This window comes from Streptomyces venezuelae ATCC 10712 (assembly GCF_008639165.1).
Taxonomy (GTDB): Bacteria; Actinomycetota; Actinomycetes; order Streptomycetales; family Streptomycetaceae; genus Streptomyces; species Streptomyces venezuelae.
Genome location: NZ_CP029197.1, coordinates 7,178,382 through 7,195,708 on the forward strand (window position 1 = coordinate 7,178,382; position 17,327 = coordinate 7,195,708).

Consider the following 17,327-nt stretch of genomic DNA (forward strand, 5'->3'; position numbering starts at 1 on the left):
GCGCGCGGGACCGTTCGGCAGGGGAGCCCGGCCGGGTCAGTTGAGGGCGTTGTCCATCGAGGTCTGCCAGTAGGTCACGCGCAGCGAGCTGTCGACGTAGACGCCCTTGCCGCTGAGCCGCGGCGTGGACGTCGAGTCGTCCGCGAAGCCGATCGTGAGGCTCGACGTCGTGTAGCCGCCGGTGCCGCTGCCGTCGGCGGCGGACAGGATCACCGCCGCGTAGCCGGACTCGCCCGGTGCCAGGGTGACCACCGCCTGCGGGCGGGTGGCCTCGATGACCGGCGGCACCGACTGCGCCTCGCCGAAGCGGGCCACCGGGTAGTTGAGCAGCTCGCAGAGCCCCGAGCCGGTGTTGGTGACGGTGAGCAGCATGTGGTTGAGCGGGCGGGAGACCGGGGTCGCCGTGGTCTTCGTGTTCTTCGCCCCGCACGGGGTCCGGGAGGGCCCGTTCCCGTCGTCGCTCCCCCCGGTGCTGGAGCCGTTCGAGCCAGTGCCCTTCCCGCCGCCGGAGGTGCTGCTTCCGGTCTTCCCGCCGGTGGTCGAGCCGGAACCTGTCGAGCCGCCCGTCGTCGAGCTCCCGTTCTTCGAGCCGCCGCCCGACGTGCCGGCGGCATCCTCCCCCGGCTTCGTGGCCGAGCCGTCCGTGGGGGTCGCCGCCGGCGTCTCGGCCGACCGCGAGGCGGACGCGGTGGGCGCGGCGGGCGACGACGAGGACACGGCCGCGCCCTCGTCCTTCACGTCGCCGCCCCCGCAGGCGGTGAGCGACAGAGCGGCGACCGCGACCGTGGTGGCGGCGAGAAGACGGGTGCGGGTGAGTCGTCCGGACATGGGGTTCCCCCTCGGGTTTCGGTCTGCTTCGGTGGTCGTACGAAGTCGGCCGTCTGATTCCCCGTGGCGGCCTTGCTTCGGTGACCACAGCTTGTGCGAAGATCCGTTCCAGTTGCGGCTCCAGCCCGGTGGTACGGGACGCTGGAATGATTTCAGGGCGCTGACCTGCGCTCATGTCCCTTCCTGGAACGCGGGAAGGAACGCGGGGAGAGGATGGAACGGTGGCGGGGGACGAGTTCGCGGCGCTGTTGGGACGACTCAAGGAGCGCTCGGGGCTCAGTTACGGGGCGCTCGGCAAGCGCCTGCACCTGAGCGCCTCGACCCTGCACCGATACGTCAACGGGGACGCCGTACCGGTCGATTACGCGCCGGTGGAGCGGCTCGCGCGACTGTGCCGCGCCACCCCTGACGAGCTCGTCGAACTCCACCGGCTGTGGGTGCGGGCGGACGTCTCACGCCAGCGGAAGACACCGGCACCAGAACCGGCACCGGCACCGGCACCGGAAGCGACGGCGGGTCCCGAGACCGAGCCCGAGCCTGAGACCGAGCCCGAGGCCAAGCCCGCCCCCGCCCCCGCGCCCACCCCGTTATCCACACCCGTGCCCGCCCCCGTACCCGTCGACGAACTCGCCGTCACCGGGCCGGTGTCCGAGCCCACGCCCCCGCGGCGGCGCGGGTGGTCCCGTCGCACGGCCGTGCTCGTCGGAACCGCCGTCGCCGCGGCCGCCGTGTCCGTGGCGCTCGTCGTGAGCCTCACGCGCGGGAACGGCGAAGGCGACGGGAGCGTCGGGCAGGCCGGTGGCACGGGGCGGCCGACGACCGCCGCCGGCCCCTCCGCCCCCGCCCGGCAGCCGACGGCCACCCCCGGCACCGGCAGCCCCGCGGCCTCCACCCCGCCCGGCAAGGGCACGGAGCCGACCCCCTCCGCGCCGGGCGCGCCGAGCGGCGGTCCGAGCACCTCGGCCAGCGTGTCGGGGCGGTCCGACGGCAAGGCCGTGGCCACCGCACCGACCGTCGCCACCGCCCCGTACACCTGGGAAGGGCCGTGCACCCAGCACTACCTGATCGACCGTGAGCCCGAGCAGGTGCCGCCACCGCCGGTGGAGCAGGACGCGCCGGGGTGGATCCCCGTGCTGGGCGCCGTGTCGGCCGGGGAGCAGCTGATCCGGCTGACGGTTCAGGGCACCGGGCCCGGGACGGTCGTCCTGGAGGACCTCCATGTGCGGGTCGTGTCGAAGGGCGCGCCGCTGGCCTGGAACGACTACGTCATGGGCGTCGGCTGCGGCGGCGAGGTGTCGACCAAGTCCTTCGACGTCGACCTCGACGCGGCGCGGCCGACCGTCACCGCCGTGGCGGGACAGCGGAAGTTCCCGTACAAGGTCAGCGAGAAGGATCCCGAGGTGTTCTTCGTGAAGGCCCGCGTCCAGGCGCACGACGTCAACTGGTACCTGGAGCTCACCTGGTCCAGCGGCGCGAAGCGCGAGACGCTCCGCATCGACGACGAGGGGCGCCCCTTCCACACCAGCGGAAACCTCGCCCGCCCCGCCTACGCGTACCCCCTGGGCTGGACCGAGTGGATCGACAACCCGCCGCAGTGACGGCGGCCGGGCAGCGTACCAGGGGAGGCTCTTCCGAGGCGGAGATTCACACACTCTCCGCTCTCGTGTGTGTTCATACGGTAGTCATGGGTGCCGGGAGGGAACACATTGATCTTCAGCCTGAGCCGTCGCCGCAAATCTGCCCCCAGCCGCGGATCCAGCACCGGAACCAGCACCGGACCCAGCACCGGAACCAGTACCGGTGCCTGCCCCTACCTGTCCGGGGACCTCGCGTCCGCGGCGCCCGTCCAGGGCGCTCCCGTCACGCCGTACGTGGACCGGCGCGAGGCGGAACGATTCGTCCGGCAGTTCCACCACGAGCAGCCGAGCGCGGGGGACATGACGGGCCGGCTCCGCGCGGTGCTGGCCGAGATCGATCGCACCGGGACCTATGAGCACACCCCGGGAGAACTCGCCTTCGGCGCCCGCGTCGCCTGGCGCAACGCCGCCCGCTGCATCGGCAGGCTCTACTGGCGCAGCCTCGTGGTGCGCGACCTGCGGCACCTCGGCTCCGCCGACGACATCGCCGCGGAGTGCTTCGAGCATCTGCGCATCGCCGGGAACGGCGGCCGGATCCGGCCGGTGATCTCCGTCTTCGCCCCCGACCGGCCGGGCCGGCTCGGCCCCCGGATCGTCAACGACCAGCTGGTCCGCTACGCCGGACACCGCACCCCCGAAGGGCGCGGGCACGGCGACCCGCGCAGCGCCCCGCTGACCGCCCTCGCCCGCGACCTCGGCTGGAAACGGGACGACGAGCCCTTCCAGGTACTGCCGTTGATGGTGCGGGAGCACCCCGGCGGGCGCCCCGAGTGGTACGAGCTGCCGGACGACGCCGTCCATGAGGTGCCGCTCCGCCACCCCGACCACCCGTGGTTCGCCGAGCTCGGTCTGCGCTGGTACGCCGTGCCCGCGATCAGCGACATGACCTTGGAGATCGGCGGCGTACGGTATCCGGCCGCGCCGTTCAACGGCTGGTACATGGGGACCGAGATAGGCGCCCGCAACCTCGCCGACACCGAGCGCTACGACCTCCTCCCCGTCGTCGCCGACCGGCTCGGCCTCGACCGGTCGAGCGACCGCACGCTCTGGCGCGACCGGGCGCTCGTCGAGCTCAACGTGGCCGTGCTGCACTCCTTCCAGGAGGCCGGGGTGACGATGGCCGACCACCACACCGAGTCCCAGCGGTTCCTCCGGCACATCGCCCAGGAGAGCCGCCACGGGCGGGAGACGCCCGCCGACTGGAGCTGGATCGTGCCCCCGGTCTCCGGCTCCGCCACCCCGGTCTTCCACCGGTACTACGCCCCGGTCGACGCCTCCCTCCGACCGGCGTTCCTCGCCCGTACGTGAGGGCGCCGGGGGGCGGTAGGCGCCGGGGCGCGGCCGTGAGGGGCGGTCGGGGCGGCCCGGTCAGTCGGTCGCCCCGGGGATCCAGTAGTTGTGCACCCGCAGGACGCGGGGTGCGCCGCCCGGCTCGGGCCAGCCCAGGCCGGCGGCGATCGGCATCATGCGCTCGGCGAACGCGTTCATCTGCTGCTCGGACTCCCAGGTGTCGAAGATCTCCAGGCCGTCGTCCGTGGCGGCGCAGGCGTGGGAGATGCAGCCGTCGAAGATGTCGGGCGTCTCCTGGAGCTTCGCGTTGAGGGTGTCGTACTGATCCGTGGTGACACCCGGCAGGACCGCGTGGACGAAGATCGCCATGGTGGATCACTCCTCGTGAGATGGGGCGGCCCCTCCCGCGCCACCCCGTCGGCGGCGTCCCCCTCACTGCCAGCACAGCACGATGCGGCGGGGAAGGCATCCGAGGAAGGCGCCGCCCGGGACGGCGGACGGGGCGCGGCCCCGCCGGTCAGCGTCGGCCCAAGACCTCGGCGACCCGGGTGAAGCCGTCCGACCCGCTGCCGAGGGCCGCCGTGCGGCGGGCCAGGCCTTCGACGGCGCGCATCACGTTCGCCTCGATGCCGTGGGCCTCCGAGGCGTGCACGACGTGCGCCATCGTCGAGATCCCCGAGGTGATCGGGTTGCCGTCGCCGGAGTAGCTGCCGCTCTCGATGTCCTCCGCCCACTCCTGGAACAGTGGCGGCAGGATCGCGGCGATGCCCTGCGCGAAGGGAGCGAGCTCGGTCGGGGAGATCCCCTCGGCGCGGGCCACCGCCACGGCGTGGACGTACCCCGCCATCGACGTCCAGAAGATGTCGAGCAGCGCGATGTCGTACGCCGCCGCCCGGCTCACGTCCTCCGCGAGGTGGGTGTGGGTGCCGCCGAGCGCGTCGAGCACGGGCCGGTGCTCGCGGTAGAGCGCCTCCGGCCCGCTGTGCAGGAACACCCCGGCGGGCGTCCCGATCGTGGGGGTCGGGGTCATGATGGCCCCGTCGAGATAGCCGATGCCGTGCTCGTCGGCCCAGCGGCCGGTGTCCCTGGCCCGCTCGGGGGTGTCCGCGCTGAGGTTCACGACCGTCCGCCCCTTGAGCGCGTCCGTCACGGCACTGGCCCGCAGGACGGAGTCGGTGGCGTCGTAGTTGACCAGGCAGATCACGGTCAGCGGGCTCGCCGCGACCGCCTCCGCGGCCGTCGCGGCGGCGACGGCACCGGCGGCGACCAGCTCCCGGTCCTTGCCGGGGGTCCGGTTCCACACGGTGGTCCGTACGCCGGCCGCCAGGAACGCGGCGGCCAGCGCCTGTCCCATCGGTCCGAGACCGATCACGGTGACCTCGGGTGCGGGGGAAGAAGACATGGGTGAACTCCCTTGTAGACAGATGAGAAAGAAATCCCGGAAGAAGGAGGAGGACGCGGATGGCACGCGCCCGGGCCCAGGACAGGAACGTGTGCGGAGTGAGTGCCGCGATCGCGGTCGTGGAGGGCAAATGGAAGCCCACCCTGCTCTGGCTGCTGGAGTCGGGCCCGCACCGCCCCGCCGAACTGCGCCGGAAACTGCCCGAGATCAGCGAGAAGGTGCTGACCCAGGCCCTGCGCGAGATGGAGGCGGACGGCCTCGTGCACCGCGAGGTGTACGACGTCCTGCCGCTGAAGACCGTCTACTCGCTGACCGGTATCGGGCGTGAACTCTCCGAGCTGCTGGCCCCGTTGTCGCACTGGGGCCACCGTCGCCTGGACAGCCTCACGGCTGTTCCGACCGCTTCCTGAGGCCCTCGCGTACTCCCTTCCTCCGGGCCGCTCTCAGCTTCGCCCGGCGCCCGCACCCCGACAAGTACGCACAAAAAAGTGGGTATGAGGGGGAGCACGCGAAAGGGGGCCCTCCTGAAAGGAAGGCCCCCTGAAGAGGTGTCGCGTCAGCCGTTCCGCTCCCCGAACGCGTCGAGGATGCGCTCGGCGGCCAGCGTCGCCGTCAGTTCGCCCGCGCGGACCCGCCGCTCCATCGCGGGGGCGAGCTCCTGGACCGCCGGGTCCGTGTGGAGGCGGCGCAGGAGTTCGTCGCGGACCATGGTCCAGGTCCAGTCGACCTGCTGCTCGTGGCGCTTGGCCGTGAGCCGGCCGGTCGAGTCGAGCAGGGCACGGTGCTGTTCCAGCCGCCCCCAGACCTCGTCGAGCCCGGCGGACTCGCGGGCGCTGCAACTGAGCACCGGCGGCGTCCAGAAGGAGTCCGCGCCGTGCATCAGCCGCAGCGCGCCGGCGAGTTCACGCGCCGCGGCGCGCGCGTCCCGCTCGTGCGGGCCGTCCGCCTTGTTGACGGCGACCACGTCGGCGAGCTCCAGGACGCCCTTCTTGATGCCCTGGAGCTGGTCGCCGGTACGCGCCAGGGTGAGCAGCAGGAAGGAGTCGACCATGTTGGCGACGGCGGTCTCGGACTGGCCGACGCCCACCGTCTCGACGAGCACCACGTCGTAGCCCGCGGCCTCCATCACCACGATCGACTCGCGGGTCGCCTTCGCGACACCGCCGAGCGTGCCGGCGGTGGGCGAGGGGCGCACGAAGGCCGCCGGGTCGACCGCGAGCCGCTCCATGCGGGTCTTGTCGCCGAGGATCGAGCCGCCGGTACGGCTCGACGACGGGTCGACGGCGAGCACCGCGACCCGGTGGCCGAGCCCGGTCAGCATCGTCCCGAAGGCGTCGATGAACGTCGACTTGCCGACACCGGGCACCCCGCTGATCCCGATCCGCACGGCGTTCCCGCTGTGCGGCAGGAGCTCGGTGAGGAGCTCCTGCGCGAGTGCCCGGTGCTGGGGCCGGGTCGACTCGACGAGGGTGATGGCGCGGGCGACGAGCGCCCGCCTGCCCTCCCGTACGCCCCGGACGTAGGTGTCGAGATCGATCACCGCTCGTGCCCGAGGTCGGCCGACAGCCGGGTCACCAGGTCGTGGGCCGCGTCGGGGATCACGGTGCCCGGCGGGAACACGGCCGCCGCGCCCATCTCCAGGAGCGTCGCCACGTCCTGCGGAGGAATCACCCCGCCGACCACGATCATGATGTCCTCCCGGCCCTCCGCCGCCAGTTCCTCCCGCAGCGCCGGTACGAGCGTGAGGTGTCCCGCGGCGAGCGACGAGACCCCGACGATGTGCACGTCCGCCTCGACGGCCTGCCGCGCCACCTCGGCCGGGGTCTGGAACAGGGGGCCGACGTCCACGTCGAAGCCCAGGTCGGCGAAGGCGGTGGCGATGACCTTCTGGCCGCGGTCGTGGCCGTCCTGGCCCATCTTGGCGACCAGGATGCGCGGCCGGCGCCCCTCGGCCTCGCCGAAGGCGTCGACCAGGGCCCGGGTGCGCTCCACGGACGGGGACTCGCCGGCTTCGTTGCGGTACACACCGGAGATGGTACGGATCTGGCCGGCGTGCCGGCCGTACACCTTCTCCAGGGCGTCGGAGATCTCGCCGACGGTCGCCATCGCGCGGGCCGCGTTCACGGCGAGCTCCAGCAGGTTGCCGTCGCCGCCGGCCGCCCGGGTGAGCGCGGCGAGCGCGTCCTGGCAGGCCTGCTCGTCGCGCTCCTCGCGCAGCCGCTTCAGCTTGGCGATCTGCTGGGCGCGCACGGAGGAGTTGTCGACCTTGAGGACGTCGATCTGCTCGTCGGTCGCCACCCGGTACTTGTTGACGCCGATCACCGGCTGACGGCCGGAGTCGATCCGGGCCTGGGTGCGGGCCGCGGCCTCCTCGACGCGCAGCTTGGGGATGCCCGCGTCGATGGCCTTGGCCATGCCGCCGGCCTGCTCGACCTCCTGGATGTGCTTCCAGGCGCGGCGCGCGAGGTCGTAGGTGAGCTTCTCGACGTACGCGCTGCCGCCCCACGGGTCGATCGTCCGGCAGGTGCCCGACTCCTGCTGGATGAGCAGCTGGGTGTTGCGGGCGATGCGGGCGGAGAAGTCGGTCGGCAGGGCGAGCGCCTCGTCGAGGGCGTTGGTGTGCAGCGACTGGGTGTGGCCCTGGGTGGCCGCCATCGCCTCGACGCAGGTGCGGGTGACGTTGTTGAAGACGTCCTGGGCGGTCAGCGACCAGCCGGAGGTCTGCGAATGGGTCCGCAGGGAGAGGGACTTGGCGTTCTGCGGGTCGAACTGCTTGACGAGCTTGGCCCACAGCAGCCGCGCCGCGCGGAGCTTCGCGATCTCCATGAAGAAGTTCATGCCGATCGCCCAGAAGAACGACAGGCGCGGTGCGAACGCGTCCACGTCAAGCCCGGCCTCGCGGCCCGCGCGGATGTACTCCACACCGTCGGCGAGGGTGTACGCCAGCTCCAGGTCGGCCGTCGCTCCCGCCTCCTGGATGTGGTACCCGGAGATGGAGATGGAGTTGTACCGCGGCATCCGCTGCGAGGTGTAGGCGAAGATGTCGGAGATGATCCGCATCGAAGGACCGGGCGGATAGATGTAGGTGTTGCGGACCATGAACTCCTTGAGGATGTCGTTCTGGATGGTCCCGGCCAGCTTCTCGGGCGGCACGCCCTGCTCCTCGGCCGCCACGATGTACAGCGCGAGGACGGGCAGCACGGCGCCGTTCATCGTCATCGACACCGTCATCCGGTCCAGCGGGATGCCGTCGAACAACTGCCGCATGTCGTAGATCGAGTCGATGGCCACGCCCGCCATACCGACGTCGCCGGTCACGCGCGGGTGGTCGCTGTCGTAGCCGCGGTGGGTCGGCAGGTCGAAGGCGACCGACAAGCCCTTCTGGCCGGCGGCCAGGTTGCGCCGGTAGAAGGCGTTCGACTCCTCGGCCGTGGAGAACCCGGCGTACTGCCGGATCGTCCAGGGCTGGTTGACGTACATCGTCGGGTACGGGCCCCGCAGGTACGGCGCGATGCCGGGGTACGTCCCCAGGAAGTCCAGGCCCTCCAGGTCCTGACCCGTGTAGAGCGGCTTGACGCCGATGCCCTCCGGGGTCTCCCAGACCAGGTCGTCACCGCCCGTGGCCTTCTTGACGGCCGTGCGCCACGCGTCGGGACCACCGTCGGCGGTCGGCGCCCCGAGCTCGATCCCGGAGAAATCGGGGATGGACATCAGGACACTCCCATGCGGTCGAGGGCGGTGGAGAGCAGGGCGACGGCGTCACAGCCCGCGAAGAGGTACGAGTCGACCCCGGGATACGCCCCCGGACGGCCGGCGAGGAGGACGTGCTCGGCGCCCGCGGCGCGCAGCTCCGCGGCCACCGTCCCGGCCTGCTCCTCGTACAGCGCGTCGCTGGAGCAGAGGCAGGCCTCGCGGGCGCCGCTCTCCTCGAACGAGCCCTCGGTGACCGGCTCGATGCCGCCCGCCTGGAAGAGGTTCGCGGCGAAGCCGAGCCGGGCCGAGTGCGCGGCCGCCGGGCCGAGCGCGGCCAGGAAGACCCGGGGCCGGGCGCCGGTCGCGGCCAGGTGCGCGTCGGAACGGGCCCGCAGCGCCTCGTAGGCCTCGTCGCGGCGGACCCGGGGCAGGCCGCCGGACGGCTGCTCGGGCGCCGGCGCGCGGTCGACCGGCTTCTCCGTGAGGTTCGGGAACTCGCTGACGCCGGTGATGGGTTCGCGGCGGGTGGCGAGCTTCTTGCTGCGCGCGGCCCAGGTCTCGGCGAGCCGGTCGCCGATCGTCCCGGCGCGCAGCGCGGCCTCCTGGCCGCCCGCCCGCTCGATGCCCTGGAAGAACTCCCAGGCGGCTTGGGCGAGTTCGTCGGTGAGCCGTTCGACGTACCAGGAGCCGCCCGCCGGGTCGATGACCCGGGAGAGGTGCGACTCCTCGATGAGGACGGTGGAGGTGTTGCGGGCGATGCGCCGCGCGAACGCGTCCGGCAGGCCGAGGGCCTCGTCGAAGGGCAGCACGGTGACGCTGTCGGCGCCGCCCACTCCGGCGGCGAGCGTGGCCACCGTGGTGCGCAGCATGTTCACCCACGGGTCGCGGCGCGTCATCATCACCGGCGACGTGACCGCGTGCTGGCGCTGCGCGCCCGCCTGCGGGGCGCCGCAGACCTCGACGACCCTGGCCCAGAGGCGGCGCGCGGCGCGGAGCTTGGCGATGGTCAGGAACTGGTCGGCGGTGGCCGCGTACCGGAACTCCAGCTGCCCGGCGGCCTCGGCGACGCTCAGCCCGGCCTCGGTGAGACCGCGCAGGTAGGCCACGCCGGTCGCGAGCGAGCAGCCGAGTTCCTGGGCGGCCGAACCGCCGGCCTCGTGGTACGGCAGGGCGTCCACGGTCAGGGCGCGCAGGCCCGGGTGCCGGTCGGCGCAGCGGCGCGCGAGACCGGCGACGGACGCCAGGTCGTACCCGGGGCGGCCGGTGCGGGCCTGGTGGCCGAGCGGGTCGGCGCCCAGGTTGCCCCGGGCCGCGTCGTCGGCGACGCCCCGCTCCTCGTACAGCCGCAGCAGCCGTTCGGCGGCCGCCGCCGTCTCGTCGCCGGCGTCGAGGACCACCGGCGCCAGGTCGAGGTAGACGCCGTCGAGGACGGAGTCGAGCGCGGAGACGGGGATGCCGCCGCCTCCGACGCCCAGCCAGAGGGAGGTGACGCCGTTCTCCAGGTCGGAGAGGACCGCCTCGCGGTCGGCCGCGAGGTGCCGCTGGCGCACGTCCCAGCCGTCGAGGGTGTTGCCCTCGGCGCGGCCGCCGCGCACGAAGGGAGGGAAGCCGGGGAGTCCGGCGTCGGGTGCGGCATCGTGCGCCGTGTACAGCGGACGGGTGTCGAGGCCGTCCTCCAGGAGGGTGGAGAGGGCGTCCTCGGCGGCGTCGCCGGAAAGCTCCTTGCCGGATTTGCGCAGGACACCTGCCACGAGGTGTTGCCACTGTTCGCGTGGCGCGTCGGGGAATTCGGACGCCAGGGAGAGCCCGTCGTCAGGCAGGACCGTCATGCTCGGATGCTAGGGGAGATCGACAAAGGAGCAGGAGACCGTACGACTGTGACCTTCTTCTCGTTGTCAGTGGCGGCTGCGACGCTGTGGGGTATGGACAGGGACGAGGAGCTGCTGAGGGGCCGGGTCTACGGCCAGGAGCACGACGACCCCCGGCCGGGCCCGAGACCCGGCCGGGTCTACGCCGAACTGGTCGGCGGCCCGCTGGACGGGCTGCTGCTCGACGTCACGGGCCGGACGGCGGCCGACGGCGGGACCGGCGTCGCCCTGGAGACGGAGCTCGGCCGGTACGGCGCCGACGGCCACTCGCTGTACGACCCGCGTCCGGGTGACCCGGGCCGTTTCGACTGGACGGGCGACGCGCCGTGACGGGTGGGCCGTCGGCGCGCCGCCGTTCTTCCGTGGTCCTCGGCCGGCTCAGCCCAGGACGGAGGAGAAGTTGTCCAGCTGGATCCAGGTCACCTTGTTCGTCGTCTGCGGGCCGAAGACGTTGATGACGCCGGCCGTGTTGGCCTCGACGCGGATCGCGTTGATGCCCTGGCTGTTGTTCCGGGGGCAGACGCCGCGGGTCAGCTTGGGCGGGCGGATCTCCGCCGGCAGCGTGCCGAGCTGGGCGTCCGCGGTGAACGCGCAGGTGACGATGCCGCGGAGCTGGAGGAACTCCGTCCCCGCGAGCCGGATCACGCGGGCCTCGGCCGGCGCGCCGGCCTGGTTGGTCACGGCCGGGTCCAGGGCGATCGCCGTCCAGGGGACGACGACCTGACAGCCGTCCACCGGGTCCGCGGCGGCGGCCGGGGTGGCCGTGAGCAGCGGGGCGGTGGCGACGGCGGCGGGGGCGGCCAGCGCCGCGGTCAGCAGGGAGCGGCGGCTGGTCGTGTGCTGGGTCATGCGCGATCCTCCGGATCGGGTGGGGTGGTCGGTCGGGTGCGCCGGGCTGTTCGTCGCCGAGCTGTCCATCGCCGGGCGGCTCATCGATCGGCGGCTCATCGCCAGGCGACGGAGACGCCGTCGAGGTCGATCCAGGTGATGGCGTTGTCCGGGGTGGGGCCGTACACCCGGAGCCCGCCGCTCACGTCCGTCTCGATCCGGCACACGCAGCGTCCGGTGTTGTTGTTGCGGGGCACGTTCTGGCGCGTGAGGCGAGTGGCGCGCAGCCGGTGCGGCAGGGTCGCGAAGCGGCCGTCCGCGGTCAGGCCGGGGGAGCAGGTGACGGTGCCGCGCAACTGGAGGTAGGTGGTGCCGGCCAGGGCGATCAGCCGGCCGCGCGGCCGCGAGGCGCCGGGGGAGATCCCGGGTTCGAGCGCGAGGTCCTCCCAGTCGGCGAGCACCTTGATTCCGTCGACGGCGGGCTTCGTGGGGTACCAGCAGATGGTGACGTCACGCGAACCGGTGGTGCCGGGGACGGTGTTGCTGAAGCCGAAGAGCAGCCGCGTCTCGCCGGTCGCGGGGTCGACCTCGGTGGCGACGCCCTCGGGCTCGCGCCGGGTGAGGCCGTCGGCGCCGGTGACGACCTGCCGGTCGAGGCGCTGGCCGGTCGTCCAGGAGTACGAGGTGAGGAAGGCGATCCCCGGGAATGCGTCGGGGACGGTGGTGGGGTTGTTCTCCTGGTCGTACGGAGCCCACTGGTACGCGTAGAGCACGTCGCCGAGGACGGTGAACCCCTGGGAGACCAGGGTCTTCTTCAGCGGGTAGGGCGAGGGCACGTCGGGGGTGACGTCCTCACCGGCCGGCATGACGAAGGTGCTGCCCACCGGGACCCAGGAGCCGGTGGCGGCCGCGGCGGCGTCGTAGCGGGTGAAGTGCCGCTTGCCGTCCTTGTGGTACATGACGCAGAGCTGCCGGTTCACCGGGTCGAGCGACGGGCCGGTGCCCGAAGTGCTGCCGGGCGGGGTGAACTTCCGCTCCGACGGTATGAGGCTGCCGTCGAGGACCTTGCCGGGCTCGAACAGGAACCGGGTGACGGCCTTGCCGAAGGTGGTGCCGTCCGAGGTGGTGTGCAGCGGGCCTACCTCGGTCCAGAGGTAGGTGTCGGTGCCCACGGGCTCGGCGCCCATGGAGAGCCCGTGGCCGAAGCCCTTCAGCTGCATCGAGCCGGTGACCGTGCCGGTCAGCCGGTCGATGCGGTTGAGGTACAGGTTGCCCTGCGGTGCCGTGGCCGAGCTCTCCACCTGGAGGACGAAGATGTGCCCGTTGACGGTGTCGGTGGCGATGGCCTGCGGTGCCGGGCTCTTCACCAGGTCGACCGTCTGGACGAGCCTGCCGGTGACGCCGGACAGATCGACGCCGTTGGCGTCTGTTTGTCCCATTTTTCTCCCCTGGGGTGGCTGGCGGATCGGCTGGATCCGCCCTTTCGTGAAAGGGAGATCATCACATGGGGCGTCAACCGCTTCGCGTTCTGCCGGTTTTGGCCGTTCCGTGCCAGGCCCGCGATGAGTTAGCTTAGGCTTGCCTAAGTAGCACGGTCTCTGTGCCCGTCCCCGTCACCTGTCCCGGGAGAACTCGGATGCGTCCCTTCACCACCCGCGTCACGCGCCCCACCCCCGCCGAGCGCCTGCGCTCGATCCTGGCCGCCGCCCACTCCATGACGGTCGTGTCCGACGGAGTCCACCAGGAGGTGCACCTCCTCGACGGCACCGGGCCCATGGGGCACATCCACCTGCACGACCCCTCCGAGGAGAGCCACGCCGGGCAGTCCGCGCGGATCCCCGTGCGCCTGGAGTTCACCGACATCGCCCCCACCCCCGTCCGCGAACGGCTGCGGGCCCGCGTCACCCTGACGGGACTCCTCGCCGCCCCCTACGAGCCCGAGGCGGCCTCCAGCATCTGCATGGAGTTCGGACAGGCCCTCCTGGAGGACGCCGAGGGCCGCTCGTACGTCACGCTCGAGGAGCTCCACGGCACCGACATCGACCCGATGGCCTCCTGCGAGGCGTCCATGCTGACCCACCTCGTCGACGGCCACAGCGAACTCGTCCCGCTGCTGCTCCGGCTCGTCCGGCCGCGCCCCGAACGGGACATGGTCCGCGCCCTCCCCGTCGCCCTCGACCGGTACGGCATCACCCTGCGTCTCGAACACCCCACGGGGCACCAGGACGTCCGGCTGCCGTTCCCCACCCCCGTCACCGACATCGACCAGGCCGGCCCTCGGATGCACGCCCTCCTCGCCGCGGCCCGCCGCTCCTCGCACCCCAACAGCCTGCTCACCTGACGGGTCCGACCTGCTCGAACGCCCCCGCCCGCCGGTCGGGATGCCGGAGGGCCGCGGCGGGCGAACAATGGATCCGTAGGCCCGCGGTTCGTCGGGGCCGGGACAGCTCGGGGACTTCCAACCGGACACGGCGTCGCCATGAACGCAGGAAGCCCGGCCGCAGGCCGGCGAGCACCACAGCGGGGGCCGCAGAAGGGGGCGCTGTACCGGCTGGGGCACTGGTGCGCCCGCCACTTCCTCGTCGTCATCGCCCTGTGGCTGGCGGCGGTCGCGGGACTCCAGATCACCGACCGGGCCGTCGGAGGCCAGTTCTCCGACGACTTCGCCCTCCCCGGCGTGCAGTCCGCCGAAGGCCTCGACGTCCTCAAGGCGCACGACCCCGCCGCCGGCGGCTACGGCGCCCAGATCGTCCTCAACCGCCCCTCGGGTCCCCTCACCGACGAGGCGTCCGCGGTCAACTCGACCGTCGCCGCCCTGCAGAAACTGCCCGACGTCCTCAGCGCCCAGAACCCGCTGCCGCCGCCGGGCAGCACACCGCCCGCCCTCCCCGCCGGCGTCCCGAACACCGGCCCGCTGTCCACGGACGGCAAGACCGCCTACATCACCATCCGCTTCAGCGTGCCGCCGTCCACCCTCGGCGACGACTACCTCCCCGGCGTCGACGCGGCCGTGCAGCCGCTCCGTGACGCCGGGGTCACCGTCGAGTACGGCGGACCGCTCGGTGAACTCGCCCGGCCGCAGGCCGACGACCGCACCAGCGAGGCCATCGGCTTCGCCGTCGCCATCCTGGTCCTCCTCATCGGCTTCGGCAGCGTCATCGCCGCCGTCCTGCCCCTGGTCACCGCGCTCCTCGGGGCGGTCTGCGGCCTCGCGCTGCTGGGCCTGATGGCGGCCGCGTTCACCTTCGGCACGGTCTCACCCACCCTGGCCACGATGATCGGCCTCGGCGTCGGCATCGACTACGCGCTGTTCCTCATCACCCGGCACCGCCAGAACATGATGCACGGGCACGATCCCGCCGAATCCGCCGCCCTCGCGACCACCACCAGCGGCCGCGCCGTCCTGGTCTCCGGCTGCACGGTCATCATCGCCCTCTCCGGCCTGTGGGTCTCCGGGGTCACCTTCATCGGCAAACTCGGCCTCGCGGCCGCCTTCACCGTCGTCACCGCCGTCCTCGCCGCCCTCACCCTGGTCCCCGCGATGCTGGGACTCGTCGGCAAGCGCATCGACCGCTACCACGTGCGCAAACCGGTCGCCGAGACGGACGCGGAGCCCGGAGCGCCCGCGCACGGCACCTGGCACCGCTACGCGCAGCGGGTGGAGAAGCGCCCCTGGTGGTTCCTCGCCGGCGGGGTCGTGGTCCTGCTCGTCCTCGCCTTCCCGCTGCTCTTCATCCAGCTCGGGCACATCGGCGACGGGGCCGACCCCAAGTCCTTCACCGACCGGCGGGCCTACGACCTGATCTCCACGGCCTTCGGGCCGGGGGCGAACGGGCCGCTGACCCTCGTCGTGGACCAGTCCGCGGTGCCCGCCGCCGACCGGGCGGACCTCGCCGACAAGCTCAAGCAGGCGCTGACCGGCGTGCCGGACGCGGCCTCCATCACCCCGCTCCAGGCCACCCCCGACGGGGACGTCCTGGTCGGCACCGCGTACTCGGTGGCCTCCCCGCAGGACGAGAAGACCACCCAGCTGACCGACCACCTCGTCGACGACGTGCTGCCGCAGGCGGTGGCCGGCACCGACGCCCAGACCTACGTCACCGGCACCACGGCCTCCCAGGTGGACTTCCTCGACCTCGTCTCCAGCCGGCTCCCGCTGATCATCGCCGTGGTGGTGGCGCTCGCCTTCCTCGTCATCCTGATCGTCTTCCGCGGCCTGCTCGTCGCGGTGAAGGCGGCGGTCCTCAACGTGCTCTCCATCGCCGCCTCGTACGGCGTGGTCGTGGCCGTCTTCCAATGGGGCTGGGGCGGGCCCGCGCTCGGCGTCTCCGGCAAGGTGCCCATCGAGAGCTATGTGCCGATGATGATGTTCGCGATCGTCTTCGGGCTCAGCATGGACTACGAGATCTTCCTGCTGTCCCGGGTCCGCGAGGCATGGCTGCGCACCGGGGACTCCAAGGCCAGCGTGGCCCACGCCCTGGAGATCACGGCCAGGGTGATCACCTGCGCCGCGCTGATCATGGTGAGCGTCTTCGCGGCCTTCATCGTCTCCGACAACATCGTGGTGAAGATGCTCGGGCTCGGTCTGGCCGCGAGCGTCCTCATCGACGCCACCGTGGTGCGCCTGCTGCTCGTGCCCGCGGTGATGACCCTGCTCGGCAAGCACGCGTGGTGGACACCCCGCTGGCTGGACCGGCTGCTCCCGCACCTGGACACGGAGGGAGAGGGAGAGCCGGAACCGGCCGTGGGCGCGGCGAAGGGCGGCCCGGACTCAGCCGCCTGAGAGCTCGCCGAGCAGCTTCCAGGTGCGCCGGCGGTCCTCCTCGCCGTTCAGCTCCGTCGCCGTGAACACCACCTCCGTCGCCCCCGCCTCGCGGTAGCGCCGTACCTCCGCGGCGACGGTCTCCTCGTCGCCGATCACGGCGAGGTCCGCGGCCCGGGCGGCACCGGACCGCTCGATGGCGCGCTGGTAGGAGGGAATCCGCTCGTACAGCGCGAGCGCCTCGGCCGCGCTCTCCCGTACGGCCGCGGCGTCGGCCGTGACCACGCCCGGGACGAGCGCCACGATCCGCGGCGCGGGCCGCCCCGCCGCCGCCGCGGCGGCGGTGACCGCGGGGACGACGTGCTCGGCGAGCGCGCGCGGCCCCGCGAGGAACGGCAGGACGCCGTCGGCCAGTTCACCGCTGACGCGCAGGGCCTGCGGACCCATCGCCGCGACCAGGACCGGCACCGTGGGCCGGGCGCCAGGCACGGCCGCCGAGTACGGGGTCGTCGCGGTCAGGAGCTCGCCGTGGAAGTCGGCGCTGCCCGTTTCGAGCAGCGGCCGGAGCGCGGTGAGGAACTCCCGGAGCAGGCCGATGGGCCGCTCGTACGGGATGCCGAACCCGGTCTCGGTCAGATGCCTGGTGCCGAGGGCGAGCCCGAGGTGGTACCGGCCGCCGGTCGCCGCCTGGGCGGTCTGCGCCTGACTGGAGACGAGCAGGGGATGGCGGCCGAAGACGGGGATCGCGGAGGTGCCGACCTGCAGGCCCGGTACCTCGCGCCCGACGATCGCGGCGAGCGAGGGCGAGTCGTACGCGAAGGTCTGGCCGAACCACGCCGAGTGCAGGCCGGCGTCACGGGCCTCACGGGCGAGTTCCACCGTGGTGTCGATCGTGCGCTGGACGGTGGTCGAACCGAGTGTCACTCCGATAGTCATGCTTCCGGCAACAGGCCTGCCCGCGAAGGGAATTCCCCCCGGGTGTGAACAGTGTGTGCCGGGCGCGGGCGGGGCTCGGGCCG

At 72.6% G+C, this 17,327-nt stretch carries 15 protein-coding genes; 6 read left to right on the forward strand and 9 right to left on the reverse strand.

Annotated elements, in window-relative coordinates; all coding sequences use genetic code 11:
* Nucleotides 1–36: 36 nt before the first annotated feature.
* Entirely contained in the window at nt 37–828 is a 792-nt protein-coding gene (locus tag DEJ43_RS32885) for a DUF4232 domain-containing protein (RefSeq protein WP_015037751.1), read from the reverse strand.
* Between the two features lie 221 nt (nt 829–1,049).
* On the opposite strand from DEJ43_RS32885, the gene DEJ43_RS32890 reads away from it, so the two are divergent.
* Both DEJ43_RS32890 and DEJ43_RS32895 read left to right on the forward strand, forming a co-directional pair.
* On the forward strand, nt 1,050–2,426 hold the full coding sequence (locus DEJ43_RS32890) for a helix-turn-helix domain-containing protein (RefSeq protein WP_015037752.1): 1,377 nt from the start codon (nt 1,050–1,052) through the stop codon (nt 2,424–2,426).
* 273 nt (nt 2,427–2,699) lie between these two features.
* A complete protein-coding gene (locus DEJ43_RS32895) occupies nt 2,700–3,773 on the forward strand; it encodes a nitric oxide synthase oxygenase (protein ID WP_041663165.1) in 1,074 nt (357 codons plus the stop codon).
* Nucleotides 3,774–3,833: 60 nt separating this feature from the next.
* Here DEJ43_RS32895 and DEJ43_RS32900 read toward each other — a convergent pair whose 3' ends face one another.
* Nucleotides 3,834–4,124, reverse strand: coding sequence for a hypothetical protein (locus tag DEJ43_RS32900; RefSeq protein WP_015037754.1), 291 nt, complete (start codon nt 4,122–4,124; stop codon nt 3,834–3,836).
* Nucleotides 4,125–4,272: 148 nt separating this feature from the next.
* Nucleotides 4,273–5,157, reverse strand: coding sequence for an NAD(P)-dependent oxidoreductase (locus DEJ43_RS32905; protein WP_041663167.1), 885 nt, complete (start codon nt 5,155–5,157; stop codon nt 4,273–4,275).
* Nucleotides 5,158–5,216: 59 nt separating this feature from the next.
* Here DEJ43_RS32905 and DEJ43_RS32910 point away from each other — a divergent pair, with 59 nt between their 5' ends.
* Nucleotides 5,217–5,567, forward strand: coding sequence for a winged helix-turn-helix transcriptional regulator (locus DEJ43_RS32910; RefSeq protein ID WP_015037756.1), 351 nt, complete (start codon nt 5,217–5,219; stop codon nt 5,565–5,567).
* A gap of 146 nt (nt 5,568–5,713) precedes the next feature.
* Here DEJ43_RS32910 and meaB read toward each other — a convergent pair whose 3' ends face one another.
* From meaB to DEJ43_RS32925, 3 genes are read right to left on the reverse strand one after another with little or no spacing between them, the layout of a single operon-like run.
* Nucleotides 5,714–6,697, reverse strand: a complete 984-nt coding sequence (meaB, locus tag DEJ43_RS32915; protein ID WP_015037757.1) for a methylmalonyl Co-A mutase-associated GTPase MeaB — start codon at nt 6,695–6,697, stop codon at nt 5,714–5,716.
* Nucleotides 6,694–8,868 (reverse strand): methylmalonyl-CoA mutase, encoded by a 2,175-nt coding sequence (gene scpA, locus DEJ43_RS32920; protein WP_015037758.1) that lies wholly within the window; start codon nt 8,866–8,868, stop codon nt 6,694–6,696. The genes meaB and scpA overlap by 4 nt, the downstream gene beginning before the upstream one ends.
* A complete protein-coding gene (locus DEJ43_RS32925) occupies nt 8,868–10,679 on the reverse strand; it encodes a methylmalonyl-CoA mutase family protein (protein WP_015037759.1) in 1,812 nt (603 codons plus the stop codon). Before DEJ43_RS32925 ends, scpA begins: the two co-directional genes overlap by 1 nt.
* Before the next feature lie 93 nt (nt 10,680–10,772).
* On the opposite strand from DEJ43_RS32925, the gene DEJ43_RS32930 reads away from it, so the two are divergent.
* Nucleotides 10,773–11,048 carry a hypothetical protein gene (locus DEJ43_RS32930; protein WP_041663169.1) on the forward strand — a complete coding sequence of 92 codons (276 nt, stop codon included), beginning with the start codon at nt 10,773–10,775 and terminating at the stop codon, nt 11,046–11,048.
* A gap of 48 nt (nt 11,049–11,096) precedes the next feature.
* Here DEJ43_RS32930 and DEJ43_RS32935 read toward each other — a convergent pair whose 3' ends face one another.
* Together DEJ43_RS32935 and DEJ43_RS32940 are read right to left on the reverse strand one after the other, a co-directional pair.
* On the reverse strand, nt 11,097–11,567 hold the full coding sequence (locus DEJ43_RS32935; RefSeq protein WP_041664469.1) for a hypothetical protein: 471 nt from the start codon (nt 11,565–11,567) through the stop codon (nt 11,097–11,099).
* A 95-nt stretch (nt 11,568–11,662) separates the two neighbouring features.
* The gene (locus DEJ43_RS32940) at nt 11,663–12,985 is read right to left on the reverse strand and encodes a hypothetical protein (protein WP_015037762.1); all 1,323 of its coding nucleotides are present in this window, start codon (nt 12,983–12,985) and stop codon (nt 11,663–11,665) included.
* Nucleotides 12,986–13,182: 197 nt separating this feature from the next.
* Between DEJ43_RS32940 and DEJ43_RS32945 the strand changes: the two genes are divergently transcribed.
* Nucleotides 13,183–13,887 (forward strand): DUF2470 domain-containing protein, encoded by a 705-nt coding sequence (locus DEJ43_RS32945; RefSeq protein WP_015037763.1) that lies wholly within the window; start codon nt 13,183–13,185, stop codon nt 13,885–13,887.
* 138 nt (nt 13,888–14,025) lie between these two features.
* Nucleotides 14,026–16,329 carry an MMPL family transporter gene (locus DEJ43_RS32950; RefSeq protein ID WP_015037764.1) on the forward strand — a complete coding sequence of 768 codons (2,304 nt, stop codon included), beginning with the start codon at nt 14,026–14,028 and terminating at the stop codon, nt 16,327–16,329.
* Here the strand turns inward: DEJ43_RS32950 and DEJ43_RS32955 are convergent.
* Nucleotides 16,318–17,244: a TIGR03564 family F420-dependent LLM class oxidoreductase gene (locus DEJ43_RS32955; RefSeq protein ID WP_015037765.1), complete on the reverse strand. Its 927-nt coding sequence runs from the start codon at nt 17,242–17,244 to the stop codon at nt 16,318–16,320. The two genes, DEJ43_RS32950 and DEJ43_RS32955, sit on opposite strands and share 12 nt — an antisense overlap.
* Nucleotides 17,245–17,327: the final 83 nt, after the last annotated feature.

Bases quoted from the DNA above. Each gene is read 5' to 3' on its own strand.
- DEJ43_RS32885 (WP_015037751.1), bottom strand. From the start codon at position 828: ATGTCCGGACGACTCACCCGCACCCGTCTTCTCGCCGCCACCACGGTC.
- DEJ43_RS32900 (WP_015037754.1), bottom strand. From the start codon at position 4,124: ATGGCGATCTTCGTCCACGCGGTCCTGCCGGGTGTCACCACGGATCAG.
- DEJ43_RS32905 (WP_041663167.1), bottom strand. From the start codon at position 5,157: ATGTCTTCTTCCCCCGCACCCGAGGTCACCGTGATCGGTCTCGGACCG.
- DEJ43_RS32910 (WP_015037756.1), top strand. From the start codon at position 5,217: ATGGCACGCGCCCGGGCCCAGGACAGGAACGTGTGCGGAGTGAGTGCC.
- scpA (WP_015037758.1), bottom strand. From the start codon at position 8,868: ATGTCCATCCCCGATTTCTCCGGGATCGAGCTCGGGGCGCCGACCGCC.
- DEJ43_RS32925 (WP_015037759.1), bottom strand. From the start codon at position 10,679: ATGACGGTCCTGCCTGACGACGGGCTCTCCCTGGCGTCCGAATTCCCC.
- DEJ43_RS32930 (WP_041663169.1), top strand. From the start codon at position 10,773: ATGGACAGGGACGAGGAGCTGCTGAGGGGCCGGGTCTACGGCCAGGAG.
- DEJ43_RS32935 (WP_041664469.1), bottom strand. From the start codon at position 11,567: ATGACCCAGCACACGACCAGCCGCCGCTCCCTGCTGACCGCGGCGCTG.
- DEJ43_RS32940 (WP_015037762.1), bottom strand. From the start codon at position 12,985: ATGGGACAAACAGACGCCAACGGCGTCGATCTGTCCGGCGTCACCGGC.
- DEJ43_RS32945 (WP_015037763.1), top strand. From the start codon at position 13,183: ATGCGTCCCTTCACCACCCGCGTCACGCGCCCCACCCCCGCCGAGCGC.
- DEJ43_RS32950 (WP_015037764.1), top strand. From the start codon at position 14,026: ATGAACGCAGGAAGCCCGGCCGCAGGCCGGCGAGCACCACAGCGGGGG.
- DEJ43_RS32955 (WP_015037765.1), bottom strand. From the start codon at position 17,244: ATGACTATCGGAGTGACACTCGGTTCGACCACCGTCCAGCGCACGATC.